The organism is Plantactinospora soyae, from assembly GCF_014874095.1.
Taxonomy (GTDB): domain Bacteria; phylum Actinomycetota; class Actinomycetes; order Mycobacteriales; family Micromonosporaceae; genus Plantactinospora; species Plantactinospora soyae.
Map to the genome: position 1 here is coordinate 7,118,237 of NZ_JADBEB010000001.1, position 24,018 is coordinate 7,142,254.

Sequence of the window (24,018 nt, forward strand, 5' to 3'; positions counted from 1 at the left end):
GGCGGGGGCATTCCGACCGGTCACGACGTACCCGCCCGGTGCCGCATGACCAGCGCGAACACCGGCACCCCGAGAAGCGCGGTGAGCACACCCACCGGCAGTTCCTGTGGCGAGAACACGGTCCGCGCCGCCGTGTCCGCCCAGATCAGGAAGATCGCGCCGGTGACCGCACAGCTGGGTATCAGCGCCCGGTGCCGCGAGCCGATCATGAACCGGACCGCGTGCGGCACGGTCAACCCGACGAAGCCGATCGCCCCGCTCGCCGCGACCAGTGTGGCGGCCACCAGCGCGGTGACGCCGAACAGCAGCAGCCGGGTACGCCCGGGAGAGAAGCCGAGCGACTGTGCGGTGTCGGCGCCGAATCCGAAGGCGTCCAGCGCCGTCGCGGCGGTCCAGCAGACCAGCAGGCCGGCACCGGCCACCACGGCGCACAGCGTCACCGTCGGCCACGATGCCGCGGTCAGCGAACCGAGCAGCCAGAACGTCACGCTGCGGGTGTCCTGGGTGTGCGCGTCGGAGATCACTATCAGGCTGGTCACCGCGCCGAACAGCTGCGAGACGGCCACCCCGGCGAGCACGATCCGGGTCGGCTCGCCGGCTCGTCGGCCAGCCAGCAGCAGTACCGCGCCGAACGCGGCCACGCTGCCGACGAACGCGCCGGTGGTCAGATCGACCGGACCGGTGCCGATCCGGATCCCGAGCACCAGCACCGCCACCGCGCCGGTGGAGGCGCCGGCGGAGACGCCGAGCAGGAACGGGTCGGCCAGCGGGTTGCGGGTGAGCGCCTGGAGCACCGCGCCGCATACCGCCAGGCCCGCACCGACCAGCGCGGCCAGCAGCACCCGGGGCAGCCGCAGGTCCCACACGATGCTGTCCGGCAACGGCGGCAGCGGGCGGACCGGCAGGCCCAGATGAGTACCCACCGCACGCAGTACGTCGGCGACGGAGAGCTCGGCCGAGCCCACGGTTACCGCTGCCGCGACGCTGAGCAGCAGCAGGAACACGGTCAGCGGCAGAATGTACCGGGCGCCGGCCCGCCGTAGGCCGGTTGCCGGGCTGGACGAGCCTCGTTGCGCTCCGGCAGCGGGCCCGGGCGCCGGGGTGCGAAGTGGTGTGGTCGGTGGACTCATCGGCGGGCGAAGACCACGTAGTCGTCCAGGTACTGCCAGACCGTGCCGACCTCGGCGAAGCCGGCCGTACGCAGGGCGGCGAGGTGGAACTCCAGTGGGGACAGGGCCTGCGGCGGCCGGTCGGCGAACCGCCGCTGGCGTTGCGCGGCCAGTCCAGCCAGTTCCGGATGACGGGCCGCCTCGGCGTACCAGGCGGAGTAGGTGAGCGCTCCGGTGGCGAACGCCTCCCGCTGCACCTGTGCGTCGTGCCGGGAGGCGATGTCGCGCAGCGTGGGCGCCGATTCGTCGTACCTGAGGTGGTCGGCGTTGAGCAGCACGCCGCCGGCCGGCAGCAGCCGTGCCGCAGTGGTGTAGACGCGCAGCAGTTGCTCCGGTGCGAGCCAGTGCAGCGCGGTCGAACTGAGTACGGCGTTGATCCTCCGCCCCGCCAGCGCCCGCTCCCAGCCGGCTGCCGTCAGATCCACGTCGTGGACCTCGGCCCGTGCGCCGTACCGCTCGAGCGCACCCCGGGCGACCCGCAGCAGGATCGGGTCGTAGTCCACCGCGACCGCGGCGGCCTGCGGAAAGGCGGCCAGTACCCGGTCGGTGATCGCTCCGGGACCGCAGGCCAGGTCCAGGATCGTCAGGTCGTCGGGACAGTGCAGCCGCAGCACGTCGATCATCGCCGCGAACCGCAGATCACGGTGGGCCACGTAGGTGGACTGCTGGTCGTCCCAGAGCTGGAGCAGGTGCCGGGCGGTCAGCTGGTCCAGCGCCCCGGCCGCCGGCGCACCCGCGTCCGCGTTGTTCGGCGCGGTCATCGGGCGATCCCGCGCAGTCCCGCGCCGACCAGTTCGGCCGCCTCGACGCTGCGGACCGACGGATCCATCGACGAGCCGGGCACGGTGATGAACCGTCCGGCGACCACCGCGGCCAGTTTGGACGTCACCGGGTTACGGCGCAGGAAGTCGATCTTCGACTGGGCGCCGTCGCCGTCGCCGCCCCGGGTCAGGTCGGCCAGCACGATCACGTCCGGGTTGCGTTTGGCGATCTCCTCCCAGTTGCCGGCGGGCCACTTCTGGGCGGTGTCGGCGAACGCGTTGCGGGACCCGAGCAGCGAGCTGATCGCGTCCGGTACGCCGCCACGGCCGGCGACGTACGGGGTGGTGGTGCCGGAGTAGTACCAGAGCAGGGAGGGGCCGGTACCCCGCGCAGTGGTGGTGCTCGGCAGAGTCGTCGCAGCCGTGCCTCGGGCCGCGTCCAACCGGTCCTGCTGCTCGCGGATCAGCTTCTCGCCCCGCTCCCGTACGCCGAAGATGGTGGCGATGTCGCGGATCTCGCCGAACAGCCCGTCGAAGCTGACCGTGGGGATCGCGTCTGCCGGGTTCTCGCAGGCGAACCCGGACAGGTACGCGGGTACGCCGAGCCTGGCCAGGTCGGCGCGGGGACCGGCGGCGTCGGGGGCGTACGCGGAGGTGTAGGTCGAGTAGACGAAATCGGGGTTCGCTGCCCGGACCGCCTCCCGCGACGGGTACAGCTTGGCCAGTACCGGCACCCGCTCGTACGCCGGACGCAACTGCGGCAGCACCGGGTCGGTCTGGTAGCTGGTGCCGGCCATCCGGTCGGCGAGGCCGAGGCTGAGCATGATCTCGGTGGCGTTCTGTTCCAGCGTGATCGCGCGCTTCGGTGCCGTCGTGACGGTGAGCGGAAGTCCGCAGTTGCTCAGCTGGACCGCGCTGGCCGAACCACCCGGACCGTTCGGCGGGGTGGCTCCGCTGGCCGAGCAGCCGGCGGTGGCCAGTACCGCAGACAAGGCCATCGAAATGAAAACCATTTTCATAGCTGCGGAGAGTAGCAGCGACTCTTCGGGGAGGTGGAAGGCGGGGGTACGGCAGCCGTCGGGCGCTGGCGGCGGATCCCCCGTACCGCGTCCGGCAGGTCCGGGTCGACGGCGGCGGCCTGGGCTGGGTCTCGCGGATCAACTGATCCACCCGCTGGCCTCTGCTCCGTGCGGGTACGGCGGGCCGACGGCACGGCGATCCGCCCGAGGCGAACGGCCCGGGCGGATCGCCGTGGCGGACGGGCTCAGCGGCCGGTGAACCTGCTGTCCACGAAGACGAGCGCGTCGCCGACCGCCCGCTCGGTACCACCGCTCGGTTGGTTGACCAGTGCGCCCTCCACCGACATGGCGGTCGACCCACCACCGTCGAGGTTGATCGCGTCGTGCAGGCCCAGCGCGGCGGCGACGGCCGCGGTCTCGTCCATCGTGGTGCCGACGCTGGTCGTCATGCGACCGTCGAGCGTCGCAAGCACGATCTTGCCATCGACGGTCGTGCCCGCGATGGTTCGCGGGTTGCGAGCGAAGAAGCTGTCCGAACCGGCCGGCACCACGATCCGCCCGTCGGCGAGCAGCCGGTAACGGCCGTTCACCGCGAACATCCCCGCGTGCAGTCGGAGCTTCTTGCCCGCTTCGTCCAGCACCGTAGTGGTCTGCTTGAGGCAGCCCTTCGCCACGGCGAGCAGCGCTACGCTGTCCCGGCCGGTCGCCTGCAACGACGTCTGCTCCCTCGACAGAGTCGTACCACGGGTCGTCGAGGTCCGGACCACGCAGCCCTGCGCGTCGAGGACCACCTCGACGCCGGCCCCGGACGGAGTGGCCTCGGCGAACTCCGGGGTGAACCGCACCACGTCGCCCGGCAGGGTGCACTGCGTCTGCTGGGCAAGGTCGCCGCAGCCGGCCGGAACCACCGGTGGGTGGTTGATGAACTCCAGCGGCAGGCTGACCTTCGTCCGGGTGTTCTGGACCGTGCCGGTCCAGCGCAACCGGCCCATCAGGACCTTGTTGCTCCTCGCGTCCACGACCAGGTTGGCCTCGGCCGGATCGCCGGTCGGCTCGCTGAGCAGCTTTCCGCCGAAGACGCCCAGGCCCACCGGGTCACCCGGGTACTGCGCGCTCGCCGTGAACGTGAAGAAGGAGGCGTTGACCCCCACCAGCGCGCCGGCGGCGCGGACCAGATCGGTGGTCTTCTCCACCTCCGCCAGGTCGGGGCCGTAGGTCGCGGCCAGATGCCCCCGGGTCGTCTTCGGATCGATGGTCAGGACGTTGACGACCCACGGCCCACGGGTGGTGGTGTTGATCTGGTCGGCCGCAGCCGGGTCGGTGCCCCGGACGATCCGGGTCAGGGTGACGCCATGGCTCAGGGTCTGGCTGCTCCGGGTCTCCGCGAGGCCGTCGTCGCCCAGTGGCAGGGTTGCGGTGTCGGTCGCGGCGTGCGCCTCGGGGGCGAGGCCGAGCCCGATCGCGGCCGTCATGACGGCCGCGATGGCCCCGGCCCGCCGGACTCCGGCGAGGGAGCGGGTGTAGAAGGTCATGATCTCATCCTGTTTGGTGGGATGAACCCCTCCGCCCATTGGCGTTGAAGAGCAGGCCAACGGTGGATTACCAGAACCGAGGCGCGAGTCTTCGGCTCCCCGGCATCGGAAGCGCGGCACCGTCGGCCGGTGCGTACGCAAGTGGCCCGCGCGGCGGTACTACAGCTTCGGCACATCGCGCCAGGCAGACCACCGTCGAGGCGAAGGACTCGCGAGCCGCGAGCAACCTGCCTGGTCGACGGTCTGGCCGCCGACGCGGGGTGCGGACGATTCGAGGAGATCGACACAGATCCGGACGAGCGTGCCGACGAGCCAGGTGACCGGGCTGTCGATGTCGCCCTGTTCGTCGTCCGGCATCGTGTACCAGCGGACGTACGTCTCCCGTACGGCGTGTTCCGCGACGCGGGCCGAGCCGAGCAGGCGGTACGCGAGGTTCTGGAGGAGGCGTCGTTCGGCGACGACCGCACAGAACGCGCTCGGCAGCGTGGCCGGCCGAGGTGGCCGGCGGGGTTCGGGAAGCATCAGTTCTCCCAGTGGTTGTCGCGGGGTCGGTTCGCCCAAGGGCACGTGCCGGCTCGACGGCGCCTCCCGACGGGGTGAGCGGGCGCACCGACCCGTCGAGTTCCGTTGATCGGTGCCGGTTGTTGCCTCGTGCGCTGTCCCGGCCGGTTCCGAGATGCCCCCGGGGCCGGCCGGCGCGTCCGGCGGCCGAATGTCCGTGCCCCGGGGCGGGGGCGTGGGTCACCAGTTACGGACCGAGCAGCCCACCGGTTCGTGACAGATCACCGTCCGACGGGCTCCGCTGTCACGAATCGCGGTGCCGCTCGGTCCAGTTCGCGGATGCTGCGCCTCGTCCGGCTCCAGGGACGGCGACGAGATCAGTGACAATCCGGATTAATTCGCTTGACTAGTGATAAAAGGGACGAGGCGAGTGGTCATGGTGAGGCGAGCGGCAGAGGGGACTCTGATCGACGCGTTAGAGGTGTTCGACACGGTCCGTCCCCGACTCTTCGGCATCGCCTACCGGATGCTCGGCAGCGTCGCGGAGGCGGAGGACATCGTGCAGGACGCCTGGCTCCGGTGGCAGCAGACCGATCGCAGCCAGGTACGGGACCCGATCGGCTTCCTGGTCACCGCGACCTCGCGGCTCGCGCTCACCGCCGCGACATCGGCTCGCGCCCGACGCGAGCGGTACTCCGGGCAGTGGTTACCCGAGCCCGTCGACACGTCCGCCGACCCGATGTTCCAGGCCGAACGGAACGAGTCGCTCGAACTCGCCGTACTGCTCCTGCTGGAACGGCTCACACCGACCGAACGGGCCGTGTACGTACTGCGCGAGGCCTTCGACTACCCGTTCCGGCAGATCGGCGAGGTTCTCGGCGTCACCGAGGCGAACGCGCGACAGCTCGGTCGACGCGCCCGTACCCATCTGGCCCAGGAGCGACATGATCCGGTCGCCCGCGCGGACCACGGTCGCCTGCTGCACGCGTTCCTCGCCGCCGCGCGGTCCGGAAACCTGAACCAACTCGAGAAACTGCTCGCCGAGACAGCCGTCTCCTACGCCGACGGCGGCGGTACCGTCCGGGCCGCCCGGGTACCCGTGGTCGGCCGCGACAACGTCGCGCGTTACGTCCTGGGGCTGATCCCGAAGTTCGGCCCCGACCTGACGATGGAGATCGTCGAATCCAACGGCCAGGCCGCGATCCTCGTGTCGGGGAATGGCACAGCCATCGCGCTGGTCACCATCGACGCCTCACCGGCCGGAATCGAACGCGTGCTGATCGTCCTCAACCCGCGGAAGCTGACCCGCTTCCAGCGCTGACCGTCGGTGGCCCGACACCAACTCCCCGCAGGGCCGGCGTGGTCCTACCCGGCTGTTCGCGCCGTCACAGAGTGGGGCCGGCTGTCACGAACTGTGTCCCGGACCTCGTTGTTCTCTCGGCCCTGGCCTGGCCTCACCCATTTCCTCGATACCAACCGCGTCCCGCAACGGCGGGCCGGACGTCAACGCGTGCGCGTGGGGATGCGTCGCGTGGATTCAGCGACAATGAAAGGTGGCAAGCAATGAAACAATCGAGCGGCTCCGACAAGCGGGTCCTCATCGTAGGTCTCGGCGTCGCCGGCATGGCCGCCGCGATCAGACTCCACGAAGCCGGCTGGGAAACCGTGATCGTCGAGCGTTCCGTCGCACGGCGATCCGGAGGCTACTTCGTCCTCGTCTACGGCGCGGGCGTTGCCGCGGCCGAGCGGCTCGGCATCGGCGACGCCGTGCCGACCCTCCAGTACGAGGACCAGAAGACCAACGAGGTCCTGGGGTCCGGGCGACGCATGCCGGGACTGGGTTTCGAGGCCCTGGCCCGCCCGCCCCGGATGATGCTCCGCGGTCACGTCGAAACCGCCCTCTTCGAAGCGCTCCCCGCACAGACGCAGGTGCGCTACTCGACCACACCCACCGCCATCGGACAGGACGAGTACGGCGCCACGGTCACCCTGCGCAACACAGAAACGGGTGCCGAGAGTACCGAGGCGTTCGACCTCGTCGTCGGCGCCGACGGCGTCCGCTCCACCGTGCGATCGCTGGTGTTCGGTCCGCACCAGCAGTTTCTCAGGCCGACTGGCTACATGACCGCCGCCGCACTCATGCGCGAGCAGGTTCCCGGCTTTCTGCCGCACGAGGGCCTCGCCTACACCGCCCCTGGGCGCTGCGCCTGGACGTTTCCGATGGTCGGCGAGTCCGCCCCGTCGATCATGTTCAGCTACCGCACGAAGAACATCGACGCGGAGTTCCGCCGCTCACCCGCGGAATCCCTCCGCCGAGCCTTCGGCCGTACGTCGCTCGGCCCCGTCCTCGGCCACATGCTGCACGAGTACGAACGCGCCGACACGGTCCTGTTCGACAGCGCCGACGAGGTGGTCATGCCACGCTGGCACAACGGCCGGGTCGTCCTGCTGGGCGACGCGGCAGCCTGCCCGACGTTGTTCGTCGGCATGGGCGTCTCGAGTGCCCTTGCCGGTGCCGACCTGCTCGGCACGATGCTGGAGCAACACCCCACCTCCCTCACCCGGGCACTGTTCGCGTGGGAGGCCCGGCTTCGCCCCTTCGTCGAGGAACAGCAGTCCTCGCTGCCCCTGACGCAGAAGCTGTTTCTTCCGCCGACGTTGATCGACAGGGTGTTCCGGCTACTCATGTTCGTCCCCCTGCCAGCCATCGGGTCGATCGCCGACTGGAACATCAAGCGGAGCCCGATCTTCTCGAAGAAGGATCTCGACATTTCCGCCGCGTAGAGCTGAATGACTGATCCGAGGTCCGGGTTGGTCAGGTCGGGCCGACCGCGTCGTCGCGGCGCGACCGGCTACGCTGACGGGCAGCACAGGGCCGCAAGGGGCATGCCGGTTGGGTGGGACGGCATGCACAACCTCCTGCCCCACGGAGCCCTGCATGGCCCACTACCGCGCGCTGGTGCACGCCACCGGTCCCGGATTCCTGCTCACCTCCTTCCTCGCCCGGCTGCCCGCCGCGATGGCCCCGCTCGGCGTCATCACCCTCGTCGTCGCGGCCACCGGTAGCTATGCCGTCGCCGGTGCCGTGGCGGCCGCGTACGGTGTCGGCGCCGCGATCGGCGGTCCGGTCGTGGGCTCCCTCGTCGACCGTTTCGGACAGCGGTCCGTCGGCCTGGTCACGGCCGTCGTCGACGCGGCGGCCCTCGTCGGGGTCGTCGTCATGGTCCACAGCACCGTGGCGGTCGCCGTGGCCGCCGCCGTGGCCGGCTTCGCGACTCCCCAGATCGGTCCACTCGTACGGGTCAGATGGTGGGTTCTGCTCGGCGACCGGGGACAGGGCCGGACGCTGGGTACCGCGCTCTCCTACGAGGGCGTGGCGGACGAGCTGTCGTACATGGCTGGTCCGGCCATCGTCGGCCTGATCACGGTGACGGGGCCGGCCGGGCTGCCGCTGGTGGTCGCCGCCGGCCTGACGCTGCTCTTCGCGATCCCGTTCGCCCTGCACCACACGGCTCCACCCGTGGTACGGGTGCCCTTCGCCGGCCCCGCGCGCCCGCGCCTGCCGCTGGGTCCCCTGACGATCCTGGTGCTCGCGATGCTGGCGGTCGGGATGGTCTTCGGTGCCACCCAGACGGGGGTGACCGCGTTCGCCGACGAGTCCGGCCACCCCGGCTCGGCCGGGCTCATCTACGCCGTCCTCGGGGTCGGCAGTGCGCTCGCCGGCCTGGCGACGGGATGGCTGCCGGCGCGGATCGGCCCCGTCAGGCGGTACGTCTGCGCCGCAGCCGCGCTGGCGGTCGGCGGATGCTCGGCCATGCTGCTGTCCGGATCGCTGGCCGGACTGCTCGTGGCGATCGCCGTCCTGGGCGTGACGAGCGCGCCCTACCTCATCGCGGTCGGTGGGCTGGCGATCCTGGCCGGGCCACGGAACCGGGCGGGCTCGGTGATGACCCTGGTCGCCTCCGGCGTGGTGGCCGGTGTGGCGGTCGGAGCCGCCGTCGCGGGGCGTCTCGCCGACGCCCTGGGCGCCTCCGGTGCCTTCATCGTCCCGGCTGCCGCCGGCCTCTTCGCCGTCGCGCTCGCGGCGGCTTCCGGCCGCCTGCTCCAGGCTCGCGCGCATGCTCCTTCCGCTCCCGTTCCGCCGTCCTCAACCCGTGCTCCCCTCGCTGGCACGACAGTCGGCTGACCGGCACCGTGCCATCCGTCCCGACGCGAGGTTGAAGATTTTTCATAGCGTCCGTCGCGAATCGGCACTCCCCCGTGCCGGCCCCGGGGACTGGTCGACGTACGGCCGGCGGGTGGGCGCCGGCCGGGTACTCCACCCTGGGGGTTCGACCAGGAGGATGAGGCCGGCAAGTGCAAGTTCAGCCCAATGGTGGTCACCAGCCCGGAAAAGGATGGTTACGCTCCCTGCATCCGATTCCTTCTGGAGGGAGTACTGTGCGCCGCCTCGTCAGAAGTGTGGTGACACCGGTGACCGTGGTCCTTGCCCTGGCCGCGACCCCGGTAGCGGCCCAAGCCGCCGCCAGCCCGTTCGATCTCTATCTCGATCAGGAACTCAGTTGGGGTACCTGCCTGTTCACGCCCGGAGAGGAGGCGCGACCCTCGGAGTGTGCCCTGGTCACCGTTCCCCGCGACTGGGCGGCGCCCGACGCGGGCGTCGACCTGCGGGTCTCGATCAGCCGGGCGAAGGCCACCGGCGAGCGCCTGGGCGCCATCCTGCTCAACCCGGGCGGCCCCGGAGGTCAGGGCAGTTCCCTGGCCGGGGCCCTGGCCGCGCTCCAGCCGACCGTGAACGAGCGGTACGACTTCGTCGGCATGGACCCGCGCGGCACCGGCCAGGAGGGTGGGACCGCCCCGGACCAGTTGGGACTGGTGTGTGAGATCCCGATCGGCCGGCTCTCGACCCGGACCGACCTCGATGCCCGTGACCGGTCCCCGGAGAGCATCGCCGAGCACCAGAAGGCACCTCGGGCCATCGCCGAGGCCTGCCAGAGCAGGGCGCTGACCCCGTTCATCACCACCTGGCAGAGCGCGCACGACATGGAACTCATCCGGCAACTGCTGGGCGACTCCACGCTGAACTATCTCGGCTACTCCTACGGCACCTGGCTCGGCGCGAAGTACGCCTCGCTCTTCCCGAGCAGCGCCGGCAAGATGGTGCTCGACTCCAGCGTCAACTGGCAGGGCCGGCTGCAGGCCGCCTTCGAGGCGTTCCCGATGATCGGGCAGCGGCAACTCGACGACGTCTACCTGCCCTGGGCGGCACGCCAGTTCCCGGAGATCGTCGGCGACACCCCGGCCGAGGCGGCGCGGACCTGGGAGCAGGCCCGCGACTACGTCCAGACCCTGGGCGTCGCCGGCGACGACTACGACGGCATGTTCGTCGGCATGGGCAACGAGTTCCAGTGGCTTCTCGCCACCCTGATCTTCACGCTCGCGGCCCAGGAGATGAATGGCGAGACCCCCGAGGCCGGCGTACCGGACGTGCTGCGTACCGAGCTGGACGCGCTGGCACGGGCGGAGTACGGCGTACCGCTGGCGGAACTGACGGTCCGGCGGATCGCCACCGAGGTCCCGGAGGACTACGTAACGTTCCCCGGCACCCGGGTCTCCGTCGCCTGCGGCGACCAGCCCACCCAATCCGCCACCTGGTACCGGAACCTCAGCGACCGGCAGGGCCCCAGCTACCCGCTGTTCGGCTGGGCGTACGGGATCTCCGAGCCGTGTGGATTCTGGTCCGACGCGCCCCGGCAGACCCTGCCGAACCTGCCCGCGGCGGCCGCCTCGAAGATCCTGGTCGTGCAGGCCGAGTTCGACCCGCAGACCGGCTACGAACAGGCCCGGGCGGCGGTCCGGGCGGCGCCCGGTGTCAGCATGGTCTCGGTCGACGACGCCACCTTCCATGGCCAGTACGCGCTCGACGGCAACCCGTGCGTCGACGGCATGGTGAACGTCTTCCTGCTGCACAACTCGCGCCCGTCCAACACCACCTGCCCCGGTCGACCGCTGCCCGGTGAAACCGAGGTGCACCCGGTCGGCGGCCCGGTGCGGCAGGACAACCGGAAGCTCGACTCGGCGGCCCGGCAGTCCGCCGAGAGCCTGCCCGAACTGCGCGAGCAGGTGCGGGAGCGGATCGCCCTGGTCAACTCGGGCCGGCCCGTCCGCTGACACCCCCGGTCGCCCCGTGACCCCGTACGGTGTCACGGGGCGGCCCCGTCCCCTCGTACCGCTAGGGCGTGTCTCGCGGATCTCGGTGGAGCGGGGCGGGCCCTAGGGGTTGGGCGGGCCGAGGTAGGGGAACTGCGCCAGCATGTCGTCGTGCGGCTGGAGGCCGGTCGGGGGGACCTGACCACGGGTCAGCCAGCCGAACCGATAGCTGAAGGCGTCGTCGACGAGCTTCCGTCCGTTGGGGTAGGCCACCGGCTTGGCCGGCTCGTAGCGGAGGATGTCGGGCAGGCACTGCATGGCGACCTTTTTGGCCTCCTCCGGCGGGTAGCCGCCCTTCTCCAGCATCTGCGACCACGGACCGAGGTAGTTGGCGACGTCGTCGGCGGGTTGCCGGGAGTTGTACCGGTCCTTCTCCCCGTTGGGATTGATGAACGGGTTTATGGTCGGGTTACCGCCCCGGTCCATCTGCTCCAGTACGCCGTCCTGGCGCCGGCTGATCGATGCCCAGACGCCGATCATCGGGCCGGGCCCGAGCAGCTCGGTGGGCACCTCCAGCACGATGGAGTCCACGTTGTTGCCGGCGAAGTCGTCGTGCCCGGTCCATTTCATCCCGTGCAGGGCACCCTCGACATCGGCGAAGAACGGGTCGCTGCGCAGCCCGGCGAACAGCCGGATCCGCGCTGGTTCGTCGACCACGACAGAGCGGTCCGTGCCGTCGAAGCTGACCGGGATGGACTCGACGAGCACCTGGCCGGTCGGCTCGGGCTGCCGGGCTTCGGGGCCGGTGGCGTACCAGGCGGTCCCGGTCTGGGTTCCGTTGTCGTACTCGGAGAACGTGAACGTGAACGCGATGTCGGCCTGCGCGTCGCCGTCGGTGTCGACGTTGATCCGGTAGACGGCGCCGGGGTAGAACTCCGGACCGGTGGTGGGCTCCGGTATCGGGGGCGGAGCACTGGTCGGGTTCGAATCGATGATCAGAACCGTCTTGCCGGGATCCTCTGTCGAGGTGAAGACGTACAGGTCGGTGAGGTCGAGGCGACGGTCGTCACCGGGGAACCCGAGGTTGTCGGCGCTGAAGTGGTTGGACATGGCGGCTCCTTGGGCGGTCAGAGGCGGGTGTCAGTTGCGGAGCGCAACTCAGCAACGCCGTATTGCCGCTGGGAACGGCTGCCCGGCCTGTTCATCACCGGACGCTAGTGAGGTCGCGGGCGGCCCGCACGCGATTGGTGAACCCACGCCCGACCGGGTGAACGGATCTGGTCCGCGTTCGCTTGCAGATCGCGGCGTGGCTGGTCGGCGCGCCTCCTCGGTGGCGGGCCCGACACACCGTTCCGGTGTGCTGAGCCGAGAAACGCTAAGCTGCCCGTCACCACCTGCCAACCACGGTATGAGGAGTCGAGCGTGTCGCAGAGCCCCAGCGTCAACAAGGCTGATCGGCCCGGTTCGGGGATCGACACGACAGTGGCGCACAACGCGAGGATCTGGGACTACTGGCTGGGTGGCAAGGACAACTACGAGATCGACCGCGAGGTGGGGCACCAGATCCGGAAGATGGTCCCGCACATCGATGCGGTGGCCCGCGCGGACCGGGCGTTTCTGGCCCGAGCCGCCCGCTTTCTGGCCGGGGAGGCTGGCATCCGCCAGTTCCTCGACATCGGGACCGGCCTGCCGACCGCCGACAACACCCACGAGGTCGCCCAGGCGGTCGCTCCGGAATCCCGCATCGTCTACGTCGACAACGATCCGCTCGTGCTGGTACACGCACGGGCGTTGCTGACCAGCAACCCCGAGGGGGCGACCGACTACATCGAGGCCGACGTCCGCGACCCTGACACGATCCTGCGCCGGGCCGCCGGGACGCTCGACTTCGACCAGCCGATCGCGATCATGTTGCTCGGCGTCCTCAACTTCGTCCAGGACACCGAGCAGGTCGGGACCATCGTGGACCGGCTGTTGGACGCGGTGCCGTCCGGCAGTTACCTCGCCCTCACCCACCCGACGACCGAACTCGGCGGCGAGGGAAACGTCGCCGCGATGGCGTACTACAACCAGCACGCCACCCCGAAGATCTGCGCTCGCAGCGGTGCCGAGCTCGCCCGACTCGTCCAGCGACTGGAACTGGTCGAGCCGGGGCTGGTGTCGTGTGCGGTGTGGCGAGCCGAGGCCGACGCCGACGGCGCACTGCCGGCGCAGGTGCCACAGTACGGTCTGGTCGGGCGCAAAGCCTGAGCCGTCGCCCGGGGAATGGTTACCGCCGCTTCGGCCCACCCGCGCGGGGTGGGCCGTGGCGCGACCGCCGGTGGCTCATCGCGATGCACCGCCGTGAACGCGGGGACTCTTCCCTGGCCGGGCACTTCCTCGGCTGATCCGCGACGCCCTACCGGGAACTGCGGCGTCCCGGGTCCGACTCCCCGCTGAACCACCCCTTGGAGTGAACCCCATGGAGTGAACTCGGGCCCCGGCCACAGTCGCGAACCGCTCCGATTCGGCCCACGCACGGTACGCGGTCGGCGGTGGCGGCCCTTCTCACCGGCCGGCCCGTCGGCGCTCCCTGCCGCCGGCCGGATCCCGCGAAGCCCGGTCCGCTCCTTTCGCGCACTGCTACGGTCAGGCCAGGCCCTTGTCGACTGCGGGCTGCTCACCCCGGCCGTCGCTGCTCAGGGGACCTGACCCAGCGGGGGTACGGGTCCGCTGCCGGGAGTTCCTGCCGTGCTGTCATCGCCTCGGTTCCACGCGGTGGAGCGGGCGGTCCAGACATCCCGGGCGGAGGAAGGTTCGTGGCTCATGTTTGACGGTTTCGACGAATTCGACATCACCACGTCCGGCACGACGATTCACGGGCGCCGTGGTGGCAGCGGGCCTCCGGTACTCCTCCTGCACGGCATTCCGGAAACGCATCTCATGTGGCACCGGGTGGCGCCCCAGCTCGCCGAGCACTACACCGTCGTCGCCACCGACCTGCGCGGCTACGGCGACAGCGGCAAGCCGCCCAGCACCGCCGACCACGAGCCGTACAGCATGCGCGCGACCGCGCACGACCAGGTCGAGGTCATGCGGAGCCTGGGCTACGACCAGTTCAGGCTCGCCGGACACGATCGCGGTGCACGGTGTGCGTACCGGCTCGCGCTCGACGAACCGGAGACGGTCACCCGGCTCGCCGTCATGGACGTCGTTCCTACCGGCGACGCGTACCGCCGTGCCGAGATGAAGTTCAGCCTGGGGTACTGGGTCTGGTCCTTCCTGGCCGCACCGGAACCGGTGCCCGAACAGTTCATCGGCGCGGCACCGGCCCTGCTCGTCGACTTCATGCTCGATACCTGGCCCGAGGTGAAGGATGCCTTTCCGGCGCAGGTGCGCGCCGAGTACGTCAAGAAGTTCACCGACCCCGCAACCGTGCACGCGATCTGCGAGGAGTACCGCGCCGCCGCGACGCTCGACTACCAACGGGACGAGGCGGACCACGGCAACCGGAAGATCGCCTGTCCGGTGTTGTTCCTCTGGAGCGAACGGGGTTCGGTGGCAAAACTCTACGACGACCCGCTCGCCATCTGGCGGGAGTGGGCGGACGACGTTCGCGGCGGTCCGGTGCCGGTCGGGCATTTCATTCCGGAGGAGGCCCCCGAGGAGACCGCACGCCAACTCCTGGACTTCCTGAAGTGACAGTGGCATGACGCCCGCCCGAGTCTCCACGTCGAGCCCGCACGATTCAGCCGATGGACCGGAGTTTGACTGGACCCACCCGAAGGAAACACGATGACAAGAATCGACCCCCGACCGACCACCAAGACCACGGCGCAATCGAGGCCCAGTTCGGTGGTGCACAGGACGGCGACCGTGGCCGGGGTGGATGTGTTCTACCGCGAGGCGGGGTCGATCGGCTCTCCCAAACTGTTGCTCCTGCACGGCTATCCCGCGTCGTCGCACCAGTACCGGAACCTGATGCCCGCACTGGCGGACCGGTTCCACCTCCTCGCGCCCGACTATCCCGGATTCGGCAATACCGGCGTCCCGGACCCGTCCAGTTTCGCCTACACCTTCGAGCATCTCACCGAGATCGTCGACCAACTCCTCCACGAGGTCGACTTCACCGGGTCGATGGGCATCTACATGGAGGGGTACGGAGGTGCGATCGGGAATCGGCTCGTCGACCGGCACCGGGACTGGCTCCAGTGGCAGATCATCCAGAACGCGAACGCGTACGAAGAGGGCCTGAGTCCGGCCTGGGACCCCTTCAAAGCCTTGTGGAGCAACCGGAGCCCGGAGACCGAGCAGGCGATGATGTCGTTCCTGGAACCCGATGGCGTCAAGCTCGTGTACACCCACGGGCACAAGAACCCGGAGACGCTGAGTCCGGACAACTGGAACATGGATTCGTTCTTCCTCGCCCGACAGAACGCCAAACAGGCTCAGATGGACCTGTTCTACGACTTCCGCAGCAACGTGGCGCTGTTCCCGAAGTGGCAGGAATCCGCGCGCCGGTACCAACCGAAGACTCTGATCCTGTGGGGCTGCAACGACATCTTCTTCGTGCCGTCCGCGGGTGAAATGTACCTCCGGGACCTCCCCGACGCAGAACTGCTCTCGCTCGACTCAGGACACTTCATCGTCGAGGACAGCATCGACGATGTCGTGGCGGTGATCGACCGCTTCTTCGACGAACGTGTCGCCTGACCGCATCCTAGGGCCACGCAGCCGCCCTTATGGCTCGGGGAGGGGTTTGGGCCCGCCTCCTTCGGGAAGGCCGACATCGTCCCGAATCTTCAGATCGGCGCAGTACGAGGGGGTAGCTGTGACTTTGGCCGACGCGGCACCTGACTATTTCACACCCAAGGACGGGATGTTCCTCGCCACCTTGCTGATTGTTCGCGATATCGATCGGTCACGCGAATACTACGAGCGAGTATTCGGCGCTACCTGCGTACACGACGCCAATCCGTTGATCATGAAGTTCTTCAACAGCTACATCATCATCAACGTCGAGGGTGGCCCAACCGACGACAAGCCGACGGTGCAGGCCATGGCACCGAAGGACTCCAATACCCTGAGCTGTGCGATGAACGTTCGGGTCACCGACATCCGGAAGCTCTACAAGGAGTGGAAGTCTCGCGGCGCGGACTTCATCACCGAGCCGAAGGACCACGGCACGGAGATCCGGTGTTATCTGCGCGACCCCGACGGCTATCTCGTCGAGATCGGGCAGGGGCTCTGATCCCGCGGGGATGCGATGGGCCTGGTCGTCGCCGTGGACCCCGCCAGGTCCGGCAGCGGGGTCCACGGCGACGCGGTCAACGTCGGCGTACCGTCCAGATCACCGCTGCGCGGCCCAGAGCACGGCCCGGCCGAACTGGGACTGCAAACCCTTCGGGTGCAGCCGGAACGTGGGATTCGTGCCGAACAGCACCACCCCGTTACCCGCTGCGGTCACGCCGCGAACGATGCTGGCCTGGCCGGCCGCCGCGGCCTGCCCACCCGTACCCGTCGCGTTCGCCGCCCACCAGCCGGCGAGCAGCGGATCGGTGGCGTACGACTGCTCGACCGTGGCGCCCGCGCCCAGGTTGGTGAACCAGACGGGCTGGCTGATGAACGAGTGCGGGATGGCACCGGCGGTCACCGGTCCCCCACCGTTCACCACGTTGACGACGCCGCTGGCCAGGCTGGGTCCCGCATTGGCGGTGACGCTGAGCAGCGACGCCGCGTTGCTGAAGTTCGCCCCGGCGGTGCCCAGGCCGACGACGCCACCGCCCCGGGCGAGGAACGCGTCCAGCGCCGCGCGATTCTCGACGGACAGGTCCGCCAGATTGAGGCTGCTGCCGACGAGCAGGACGTCGACCGCCTCCGTCAGGGTGGTGGCCAGCGTCGCGGTGGTCAGGGCACGAGGTTCGACGCCGATGGCGCGCAGCGTGTCCCGTTCCTCGACCGAGCCGAGGTAGCCGACGACGACATCGTCCAGCCGGGTGCCTCGCCAGTGCCCGGGTGCGGGTCCGAAGGTGACGCCGTGCCGGCGCGCCTCGGCCGTCGCCAGCCGGCGACTGCTCGCCGTCGATGCGACAGCGACCGACCCGTCCGCCAGCCGGTACACCGGGACGCCCTGGGCCAGCAGGGAGTTGACCGCGAGCAGGTCTGCGGCATCCTGGATGTCCAGCCGCAGGTCGCCGCCGCCGCTGGGCACACCGCCGTCGGTCTCGCCGCCGTAGGTCCGCTCCAGGCGTACCCGGGGCAGTTCGTGCCACAGCGTGTCGACGGTGGCTCCCCAGGTCAGGCCATGGCTCCAGGCCGCCGGGCCGGCGTAGAGGTCGTCCACCCGGTCGGTGATGTCGATCCCGGGCTCCAGCAGTGAGTTCACCAGGCCCCGCTTCGGCTGGTGCAGGTCCACGACGTAGGCGCCGGCCCGGTAGCTCCGGCCGCCGGCGGTGAACCCCTTCTTCGCGCGCCAGACCCGGCCGCCGCTGGTCACCAGCAGGTCGACCAGGCGGGCCGCGGCGGTCTCGGAGTGCTGTCCGGGCCCGGTGGGGATGACGTAGGAGCGGGGGAACGTCGTCCGGTAGTCGTCCTCGGGTCCCCAGCCGGGGACATAGCCGTCCGGAAGGTCACGCAGCGGCTCGCCGGCCCAGCCACGGCGGTAGACCTCCGCCTGGTCGTTCAGCACCTCAGCCCGGTGGTCCTGGATGTACCGCAGCGACGTCTTGATCGCCACCTCGTGCACGTCGGTGTTGATCCGCGAGCGCCGGACCCGCTCCTCCGGGGTCAGACCGCCGCCGCGCGGGTTCAGCGGCGCCTCGATCGTGTACGGGATGCTGCTCTGCAACATGGCGAACGACGGCACGTAGATCGGCGGGAAGTCGTCCCATACCCCGGGTTCGTCATCCCGGAACGGGATCCTGGCCCGGGACGTCTCCGGGTACCCCAGGTCGCGCAGGCCCTCCTCGATCGCCAGCGCGTTCGGCAGGCCGTGCTTGATGTACAGGTCGTACTCGTTGTTGACGTTGTGCGGCGGCGTGCTCGGGTGCAGCAGCGTCGGGTTGACGTACCCGTGCAGGTCGAGCGTGATGATCGGCTTCGTGTCGATGATCAGCTCGCGGATCAGCGTCGTCTCGGGCTGCGAGACGATCGTCAGGTCCCGGTTCAGGTCGTAGCCCGCCGCGTTGGCCCGGGTGCCGGCCACCCGCCCGTCGGGGTTCGACGTGACGTTGAAGACCAGCCGGTTACGGCGGAGCAGCCGGAGCACCTCGGGATCGGTGCTGGTCGCGTACTCCTCGATGACCCGCAGGGCCGCGTCGGTGCCCTCCCACTCGTTGCCGTGGATGTTGGCGTTGACGAACAACGGCGTCTTGTATTCCGCACGCAACCGCCGGTCACGCTGTGCCCTCGACGGCTCCTCCTCGATGAGCCGCCGCCACGCGTCCTGCTGCCGCGCCTCGGCCCGGGTCTCCGGTGCGGTGACGGTCACGGCATACAGGTCGTAGCCTCCGGCGGAGCTGCCGGCCACCCGGGCGGAGACCCGGTCGCTTCCCGCCTGCAACGCGTTCAGCTTCGGCGCGATGTCGTCGTACGGGGTGACCCCGATCGGAATCGAGGCGTCGGCGGGGTTGTCCGGCCAGACCGGCAGGACGGCCCGGCGGGGAAAGCCGCCGATCTCGGCCTGGCCGGCGGTGCTCGCCGACAGCGGTGGTGGGGCCGCGGCGGCCGGCGGGAGCCAGCCGGCCGTTCCGATCAACGAGACGGTCACCGTGGCGACGGCGAACCTGAAAAGGGGTCTTCTGGCCATGCAGGCGGATCTCCTGTCGGGGTGGGGCGGTGGGTGACACGCGGACGCGCCCGGGGCCGGCACTACGGCCTCGGTGCACGCCCGCAGGGGTGGAACGGCCTCAGTCGGAGGGGCCGTAGGGGCGGTCGCCGCGCAGGGTGATCCGGTGCATCACCCGGTGCGCGGTGCCGTAGTCGCGGTTGGCGTAGTGGGCGGTGCTGCGGTTGTCCCACATCGCCACGTCGCCGGTACGCCACCGGTGCCGGACGATGTGCTCGGGCTTGGTCAGGTGAGCGTAGAGCAGGTCCAGGATTGCCCGGCTCTCCGCATCGGACACCCCGACGATGTGGGAGGTGAAGCCGGGATTGACGAAGAGGCCCTTCCGGCCGGTCTCGGGATGGACCCGGACGACCGGATGTTCGACCGGGTCGAGCCGGGTGACGACCGCGCCGTCCCAGACGCTGCCCCTGCCGCCGCGCCGCTGGGCCAGGTAGTAGCCGAACTCCCGGTTGCCGTCGTGTACGGCGGTGAGCTGGTCGACCAACTGCCGGACCGGTCCGGCGAGCGAGTCGTAGCCGAGTTGGCTGTCCGCCCAACTGGTGTCCCCGCCGCCGTCCGGAAGCGTTACGGCGCGCAGGATGGAACCAAGAGGTGGCCTGGGCATGAACGTGACGTCGGTGTGCCACACGTCGGCGAAACCGTTGTCGGTGCTGTCGAGCGCGTACACCTCGGGATGTGCCTCGTCCACGCCACCCACCACCGGATGGGAGGCGGTCAGTTCGCCGAGCCGGCGGCCGAGCCGGACCTGCGCGTCGTCGTCCAGATCCTGTCCCCGGAAGAACAGCACCTTCCGGTCGACCAGGGCGGCCCGGACCGCGGCGAGTTCCTCGTCGGAGGCCCGGTCGAGGTCGAGTCCGACGACCTCGGCGCCGAAGTGCGGGCCGAGCGGGTCGAGGGCGAGGTTGACGATCGTGTCGGTCATGCTGGTCCTCCCGGCAGTGTGGACGTTCCGGCCGCGGCCCGTACGGCGTGGCCGATGGTGGCGCGCAGGGTCGCGTACCCGGGCAGGCCACGAAGCTCGTCCGGCTCGATCCCGGTACGCGGCAGGTCGATGTCGAGGTCCAGCGCGACGCGTCCGGGGCGGCTGGTCAACACGACCACTCTGCTGCCGAGGTACACGGCCTCGTCGACGCTGTGCGTGACGAACACACAGGTACGACCGGTCTCGACGCTGACCTGGCGCAGATCCTCCTGCAGGCGTTCGCGGGTGAGGGCGTCGAGCGCGGCGAACGGCTCGTCGAGCAGCAGCAGGGGGCTGTCGACCGCCAGGGCGCGGGCGATGGCGACCCGCTGCTGCTGCCCTCCGGAGATCTGCCAGGTCCGCCGCTGCGCGACGTCGTGCAGGCCGACCCGGGCGAGTAGTTCGGGCACCCGACGGACCCGTTGCTCGCGGGGCACGCCGGCGTACCGCAGCGCGAGGGCGACGTTGCCGGCAACGGTCTTCCAGGGAAGCAGGCGTGGTTGCTGGAACACCAGGCCAGCGCCACGCCCCGGGGTCGGTGTGGCGCCACCGGTGAACACGTCACCGGCGGTGGGTCGCTCGAAGCCGGCGATCAGCCGCAGCAGGGTGCTCTTGCCGCATCCGGAGGCGCCCACCAGCACCACGAAGGCACCCGCCGGCACGTCCAGGGTGATCGGGCCGACCGCCGGAACCGCGTCCGGGCCGGTGCCGTACCGGTGTTCGACGTCGCGTACCTCCACCGCCAGCGCCGGGCTCGCGGTGGCCGCCGAGGACCGCTCAGGACGCGAGGACATCCGGCAGTCCCTTGTTGTAGATGGCTTTCTCGATCCTGTCCAGGTCCGGCACCGCATCGATCTTGTTCTGGGCCTTCAGGAACTCGGCAGCCGCCAGCAGGTTCCGGGCGAGCGCACCGACCTGGTCCGGTGTACCGAGCCACTCCGGGCTGGCCTGGTCCGCGGGCTTGAGGAACACTCCCTGGCCGAGTTGGTGCTTGGCGTCGGCGGTACTGATGTTCAGTTCCTTACCGACCGCGTCCGCCGCGGCATCGGGGTCGTCGGCGATCAGGTCGAGCGCCTCGGCCTCTACCTTGCGCCAGGCGTCGACGGCCTCGGGATGCGCCTGTACGAACGCGGTGGAGACGACGCCGAGATCGAGCGTCGGCTTGCCGGCGGTGGCCAACTCACGGCTTGTCAGCAGCACCTTGCCGCTCTTCTTGAGTTCGTCCAGCGACGGCAGCCAGGAGTAGGCGGCGTCGAGGTCGCCCCGGTTCCAGGCCGCGAGGATGTCCTGCGGTTCCAGGTCGACGATGTCGACGTCGGATTCCTTGACGCCCGCGCGGGCCAGCGCGGCGAGCAGGCTGTAGTGCGCCGTCGAGGCGAACGGCGTACCGACCTTCTTTCCACGCAGGTCGGCCACCGCGTTGATGCCGGTGCCGTTGCGGGCGACGAGCGCCTCGTTGTCGCCGGCGACGTCGAGCACAAAGGCCACCTGGTACGGGATGTTCAGCGGGGCGGAGAGACCCCGGGCCACCGGACTCGAGCCGATGGCGGCGATGTCGAGGCTCCCGGCCACGAACGCGGTGTTGATGCTGGCCCCGGAGTCGAACTTGGTCCAGGTGATCTCGTAGTCCGGCAGCGCCTTCTCCAGCAGGCGGTGGTTCTTCACGATCAGGTCACCGCTGGGAAACGCCTGGTAGGCGATCCGGATCGACTTCTCCTGCGGGTCGCCGCCACTGGCGGCTCCGTCGCCGCAGCCGGTGGAGCCACTGATCACCAGGATGGCCGCGAGGATCGCGGTGAGCGGGTGGGGACGTCGGTGCACGGCTGCTCCACTTCGTCGTCGGGCGTCGGGGCGTCGGGATCGTCGGACTCGCTGGCGCTCAGCCCCGGCCACGCCAGGGAATGAGCCGGTTCTCCGCCCCCCGCAACAGCGCGTCGATGAGCAGGCCGGACAGTCCGATGGCGAGGAGGCCGAGCACCACGGTGTCGGTCTGGGAATACCGCTGGGCATCCCGGACCATGCCCCCGATGCCGGGCACCCCGTTGATGGTCTCGGCTGCGACCACCGAGGAGTAGGCGATGCCGACCGCCAGCCGGACACCGGTGAAGATCTCCGGAAGGGCGTTCGGCAGTACCACGTCGCGGATCACCTCCCATCGGCCGGCACCCAGTGCGCGCACCGCCTCGACCAGCGCCGAGGGTGCGCCGTACACGGCCGATGCGGTCGCGACGGCGACCGGCGGCAGCGCCGCGATGGAGAGCAGCCACAACTTCGGCGTCTCGTCGATGCCGAACCAGATGACGAACAAGCTGAAGTAGGCCAGCGGGGGCAGCGCGCGGACGAACGTGACCACCGGCTCGGTGACCACCCGGACCCAGCCGACGGTGCCCATGACCACGCCGACGACGAGCCCGGCCACCACGCCGACCACCGATCCGATGAGGATCCGCCGCAGGCTGACCCCGAGGTGCTCGATCAGGTAGTGGCCGCTGTAGCCACGGGCGCCGTCGTGGGTGGTGGAGGTCTCGATCAGCCGGTCCCACACCGCGTTCGGTGCCGGGATGAACGTCGGATTCTGGGTGAGGACCGCGGCCAGTTGCCACAGCAGCAGCAGGGCGCCGATCGCCGCCACACGCAGGGCGAGCCTACGCCCACGCCCGGATCGCATCCTCCGGTCGGCCACAGTGGAGGGCGGGCGGCGCAGGAGCGTCTCCTCCGCCGGGCGCACGGTCGGAACAACGGTCACGGGGTCGCTCCTGGGGTCGTCTGGCGATGGCCGGTAGGCGCAGCACTGGCGATACCCTCTAATTCCTATCGTCTAAGTGGGAGATTCGCAAGCCTCTCACCATCGAAACCCCGCTGAGGCGCTCAGGTCTTCGGACCGGCCGTACCCGACAGGTTCAGGGACGTAGCGCCTCCCCCGGGGACGGGAACGCGGCGCGCGGCTGCCCGCCCGCCCACCACAGCCCGATCACCAACGCCGCCGTCGCCTCCAGGTACGCCGCCCGCGCCAGCCCGCCGCAGGGCGCCGGCGTACAGCCGATCGAACTGATCAGAGTCGCCGTCGTGGCGGCCGCCGTGGGATGGTCGGTGCAGAAGGGCACGGCCAGTGGCACGTTCTCGAACGTCGGGGAACGCAGCGTCCAGATACTGACGTGGCAGAGGTTGAACGCCTTGACCACGTACGCACCCGGGCCGGCGGCCGCCAACCGCCGGGCCACCGATCCGGTGTCACCGGTGTCGAGCACCGGCCCCTCGGCGGTCGGTACGAGGGGATTGGTGCAGTCGATCACCGTTCGCCCGATCAGGCTGCCGGCCAGCCCGCCCACCAGGTGCGGCGCCGCTGCCGCCGGAACCGCGACGAGGACCGCCTCACCGTGCCGCGCCGCCTCCTCGAGGCCGCCGTGCCCCACGGCGCCGATGCGTTCGGCGGTCCGCTCCGCGCGTTCCCGACTCCGGCCGCCGATCACCACGTCGTGCCCGGCTGCGGCCCATGCACCGCCGAGCGCCGCCGCCATCCCGCCCGTTCCGAGTATGCCGATCCTCATCTGTCCCGCTCCGTTCGTCTCTTCACGGCGGCTCGGTACACGCCGCTCCGCAGACGGTAGGCAGGTCGATGCAGACCAAACGGTCTGCGATACCTGGGGCAGGATGGGCGCCGTGGATGGTCTCGCGGATCGACTCGACGACTACACCTCGGACTGCCGCGCCCGGGTGGCGTTCGAGGTGCTCGGCAACCGTTGGGACAGCGTCGTGGTGTTCACGATCGCCGCCTACGGGCCAACCCGTCCGGCGGTGCTCCTCACCCGGATCGGCGGGATCAGTCCCAAGGTCCTCAACGACGCGCTGCGGCGTCTGGAGTACAACGGCCTGGTGGAACGCCGGCCCTATCAGGAGGCGCCACCGCGGGTGGACTACGTGCTCACGGACGCGGGCAGCGCACTGGTGGAACCGATGCGGGTGATGGCTGCCTGGGCCACCCGGTACGCCGACGCCGTCCTCGAGGCCCAGGAACGGTTCGGTACGCGGGAGACGTCCAGGCGCTCCCGAGCCTCCCGTCGGCCCCGCTGAGAGGAGCCGCTGGCCGTCGCACGCCGCTG

The 24,018-nt window shown here is 70.1% G+C and carries 21 protein-coding genes; 9 read left to right on the forward strand and 12 right to left on the reverse strand.

Annotated features, from left to right (window positions below):
- Positions 1-20 precede the first annotated feature (20 nt).
- The 5 genes from H4W31_RS31140 to H4W31_RS31160 all read right to left on the reverse strand — a co-directional run bounded on the left by H4W31_RS31140 (position 21) and on the right by H4W31_RS31160 (position 5,003).
- Positions 21-1,130 (reverse strand): FecCD family ABC transporter permease, encoded by a 1,110-nt coding sequence (locus tag H4W31_RS31140; protein WP_192769884.1) that lies wholly within the window; start codon positions 1,128-1,130, stop codon positions 21-23.
- Entirely contained in the window at positions 1,127-1,930 is an 804-nt protein-coding gene (locus H4W31_RS31145; protein WP_192769885.1) for a class I SAM-dependent methyltransferase, read from the reverse strand. The genes H4W31_RS31140 and H4W31_RS31145 overlap by 4 nt, the downstream gene beginning before the upstream one ends.
- Entirely contained in the window at positions 1,927-2,928 is a 1,002-nt protein-coding gene (locus H4W31_RS31150) for an ABC transporter substrate-binding protein (RefSeq protein WP_192769886.1), read from the reverse strand. Before H4W31_RS31150 ends, H4W31_RS31145 begins: the two co-directional genes overlap by 4 nt.
- A gap of 266 nt (positions 2,929-3,194) precedes the next feature.
- Positions 3,195-4,481, reverse strand: a complete 1,287-nt coding sequence (locus tag H4W31_RS31155) for a phosphodiester glycosidase family protein (RefSeq protein ID WP_404825636.1) — start codon at positions 4,479-4,481, stop codon at positions 3,195-3,197.
- Between the two features lie 159 nt (positions 4,482-4,640).
- Positions 4,641-5,003: a sigma factor gene (locus H4W31_RS31160; RefSeq protein WP_192769887.1), complete on the reverse strand. Its 363-nt coding sequence runs from the start codon at positions 5,001-5,003 to the stop codon at positions 4,641-4,643.
- Positions 5,004-5,418: 415 nt separating this feature from the next.
- Between H4W31_RS31160 and H4W31_RS31165 the strand changes: the two genes are divergently transcribed.
- The 4 genes from H4W31_RS31165 to H4W31_RS31180 all read left to right on the forward strand — a co-directional run bounded on the left by H4W31_RS31165 (position 5,419) and on the right by H4W31_RS31180 (position 11,153).
- Entirely contained in the window at positions 5,419-6,303 is an 885-nt protein-coding gene (locus tag H4W31_RS31165) for an RNA polymerase sigma-70 factor (protein ID WP_192769888.1), read from the forward strand.
- Between the two features lie 242 nt (positions 6,304-6,545).
- Entirely contained in the window at positions 6,546-7,766 is a 1,221-nt protein-coding gene (locus H4W31_RS31170) for an FAD-dependent monooxygenase (RefSeq protein ID WP_192769889.1), read from the forward strand.
- A 154-nt stretch (positions 7,767-7,920) separates the two neighbouring features.
- On the forward strand, positions 7,921-9,168 hold the full coding sequence (locus H4W31_RS31175) for an MFS transporter (protein ID WP_192769890.1): 1,248 nt from the start codon (positions 7,921-7,923) through the stop codon (positions 9,166-9,168).
- Between the two features lie 287 nt (positions 9,169-9,455).
- Positions 9,456-11,153, forward strand: a complete 1,698-nt coding sequence (locus H4W31_RS31180) for an alpha/beta hydrolase (RefSeq protein WP_192769891.1) — start codon at positions 9,456-9,458, stop codon at positions 11,151-11,153.
- Between the two features lie 102 nt (positions 11,154-11,255).
- On the opposite strand, the gene H4W31_RS31185 is transcribed toward H4W31_RS31180, so the two are convergent.
- Positions 11,256-12,242, reverse strand: a complete 987-nt coding sequence (locus tag H4W31_RS31185; protein WP_192769892.1) for a DUF4331 family protein — start codon at positions 12,240-12,242, stop codon at positions 11,256-11,258.
- 312 nt (positions 12,243-12,554) lie between these two features.
- Between H4W31_RS31185 and H4W31_RS31190 the strand changes: the two genes are divergently transcribed.
- From H4W31_RS31190 to H4W31_RS31205, 4 genes are all read left to right on the forward strand, one after another.
- Positions 12,555-13,382: an SAM-dependent methyltransferase gene (locus tag H4W31_RS31190; protein WP_192769893.1), complete on the forward strand. Its 828-nt coding sequence runs from the start codon at positions 12,555-12,557 to the stop codon at positions 13,380-13,382.
- 555 nt (positions 13,383-13,937) lie between these two features.
- Positions 13,938-14,813 carry an alpha/beta fold hydrolase gene (locus H4W31_RS31195; RefSeq protein WP_192769894.1) on the forward strand — a complete coding sequence of 292 codons (876 nt, stop codon included), beginning with the start codon at positions 13,938-13,940 and terminating at the stop codon, positions 14,811-14,813.
- 93 nt (positions 14,814-14,906) lie between these two features.
- Complete coding sequence (locus H4W31_RS31200; RefSeq protein ID WP_192769895.1) at positions 14,907-15,824, forward strand: alpha/beta fold hydrolase; 918 nt, start codon at positions 14,907-14,909, stop codon at positions 15,822-15,824.
- Positions 15,825-15,942: 118 nt separating this feature from the next.
- Positions 15,943-16,362, forward strand: coding sequence for a VOC family protein (locus H4W31_RS31205; RefSeq protein WP_192769896.1), 420 nt, complete (start codon positions 15,943-15,945; stop codon positions 16,360-16,362).
- A gap of 99 nt (positions 16,363-16,461) precedes the next feature.
- On the opposite strand, the gene H4W31_RS31210 is transcribed toward H4W31_RS31205, so the two are convergent.
- The 6 genes from H4W31_RS31210 to H4W31_RS31235 all read right to left on the reverse strand — a co-directional run bounded on the left by H4W31_RS31210 (position 16,462) and on the right by H4W31_RS31235 (position 23,466).
- Positions 16,462-18,918, reverse strand: a complete 2,457-nt coding sequence (locus H4W31_RS31210) for a M14 family zinc carboxypeptidase (RefSeq protein WP_192769897.1) — start codon at positions 18,916-18,918, stop codon at positions 16,462-16,464.
- A gap of 100 nt (positions 18,919-19,018) precedes the next feature.
- The gene (locus H4W31_RS31215; protein WP_192769898.1) at positions 19,019-19,879 is read right to left on the reverse strand and encodes a TauD/TfdA dioxygenase family protein; all 861 of its coding nucleotides are present in this window, start codon (positions 19,877-19,879) and stop codon (positions 19,019-19,021) included.
- Positions 19,876-20,712: an ABC transporter ATP-binding protein gene (locus H4W31_RS31220; RefSeq protein ID WP_192769899.1), complete on the reverse strand. Its 837-nt coding sequence runs from the start codon at positions 20,710-20,712 to the stop codon at positions 19,876-19,878. The genes H4W31_RS31215 and H4W31_RS31220 overlap by 4 nt, the downstream gene beginning before the upstream one ends.
- Positions 20,696-21,739 carry a taurine ABC transporter substrate-binding protein gene (locus tag H4W31_RS31225; protein WP_192769900.1) on the reverse strand — a complete coding sequence of 348 codons (1,044 nt, stop codon included), beginning with the start codon at positions 21,737-21,739 and terminating at the stop codon, positions 20,696-20,698. The genes H4W31_RS31220 and H4W31_RS31225 overlap by 17 nt, the downstream gene beginning before the upstream one ends.
- A gap of 58 nt (positions 21,740-21,797) precedes the next feature.
- On the reverse strand, positions 21,798-22,664 hold the full coding sequence (locus tag H4W31_RS31230) for an ABC transporter permease (RefSeq protein WP_318783508.1): 867 nt from the start codon (positions 22,662-22,664) through the stop codon (positions 21,798-21,800).
- A 154-nt stretch (positions 22,665-22,818) separates the two neighbouring features.
- Positions 22,819-23,466, reverse strand: a complete 648-nt coding sequence (locus tag H4W31_RS31235; RefSeq protein WP_192769901.1) for an NADPH-dependent F420 reductase — start codon at positions 23,464-23,466, stop codon at positions 22,819-22,821.
- A gap of 112 nt (positions 23,467-23,578) precedes the next feature.
- Between H4W31_RS31235 and H4W31_RS31240 the strand changes: the two genes are divergently transcribed.
- Positions 23,579-23,989 (forward strand): winged helix-turn-helix transcriptional regulator, encoded by a 411-nt coding sequence (locus H4W31_RS31240; RefSeq protein WP_318783509.1) that lies wholly within the window; start codon positions 23,579-23,581, stop codon positions 23,987-23,989.
- Positions 23,990-24,018 lie beyond the last annotated feature (29 nt).

What these genes read in the sequence shown, in the direction of transcription:
- H4W31_RS31140 (WP_192769884.1), bottom strand. Translation starts at nt 1,130, where the DNA reads ATGAGTCCACCGACCACACCACTTCGCACCCCGGCGCCCGGGCCCGCT.
- H4W31_RS31145 (WP_192769885.1), bottom strand. Translation starts at nt 1,930, where the DNA reads ATGACCGCGCCGAACAACGCGGACGCGGGTGCGCCGGCGGCCGGGGCG.
- H4W31_RS31150 (WP_192769886.1), bottom strand. Translation starts at nt 2,928, where the DNA reads ATGGCCTTGTCTGCGGTACTGGCCACCGCCGGCTGCTCGGCCAGCGGA.
- H4W31_RS31155 (WP_404825636.1), bottom strand. Translation starts at nt 4,481, where the DNA reads ATGACCTTCTACACCCGCTCCCTCGCCGGAGTCCGGCGGGCCGGGGCC.
- H4W31_RS31160 (WP_192769887.1), bottom strand. Translation starts at nt 5,003, where the DNA reads ATGCTTCCCGAACCCCGCCGGCCACCTCGGCCGGCCACGCTGCCGAGC.
- H4W31_RS31165 (WP_192769888.1), top strand. Translation starts at nt 5,419, where the DNA reads ATGGTGAGGCGAGCGGCAGAGGGGACTCTGATCGACGCGTTAGAGGTG.
- H4W31_RS31170 (WP_192769889.1), top strand. Translation starts at nt 6,546, where the DNA reads ATGAAACAATCGAGCGGCTCCGACAAGCGGGTCCTCATCGTAGGTCTC.
- H4W31_RS31175 (WP_192769890.1), top strand. Translation starts at nt 7,921, where the DNA reads ATGGCCCACTACCGCGCGCTGGTGCACGCCACCGGTCCCGGATTCCTG.
- H4W31_RS31185 (WP_192769892.1), bottom strand. Translation starts at nt 12,242, where the DNA reads ATGTCCAACCACTTCAGCGCCGACAACCTCGGGTTCCCCGGTGACGAC.
- H4W31_RS31195 (WP_192769894.1), top strand. Translation starts at nt 13,938, where the DNA reads ATGTTTGACGGTTTCGACGAATTCGACATCACCACGTCCGGCACGACG.
- H4W31_RS31200 (WP_192769895.1), top strand. Translation starts at nt 14,907, where the DNA reads ATGACAAGAATCGACCCCCGACCGACCACCAAGACCACGGCGCAATCG.
- H4W31_RS31210 (WP_192769897.1), bottom strand. Translation starts at nt 18,918, where the DNA reads ATGGCCAGAAGACCCCTTTTCAGGTTCGCCGTCGCCACGGTGACCGTC.
- H4W31_RS31215 (WP_192769898.1), bottom strand. Translation starts at nt 19,879, where the DNA reads ATGACCGACACGATCGTCAACCTCGCCCTCGACCCGCTCGGCCCGCAC.
- H4W31_RS31220 (WP_192769899.1), bottom strand. Translation starts at nt 20,712, where the DNA reads ATGTCCTCGCGTCCTGAGCGGTCCTCGGCGGCCACCGCGAGCCCGGCG.
- H4W31_RS31235 (WP_192769901.1), bottom strand. Translation starts at nt 23,466, where the DNA reads ATGAGGATCGGCATACTCGGAACGGGCGGGATGGCGGCGGCGCTCGGC.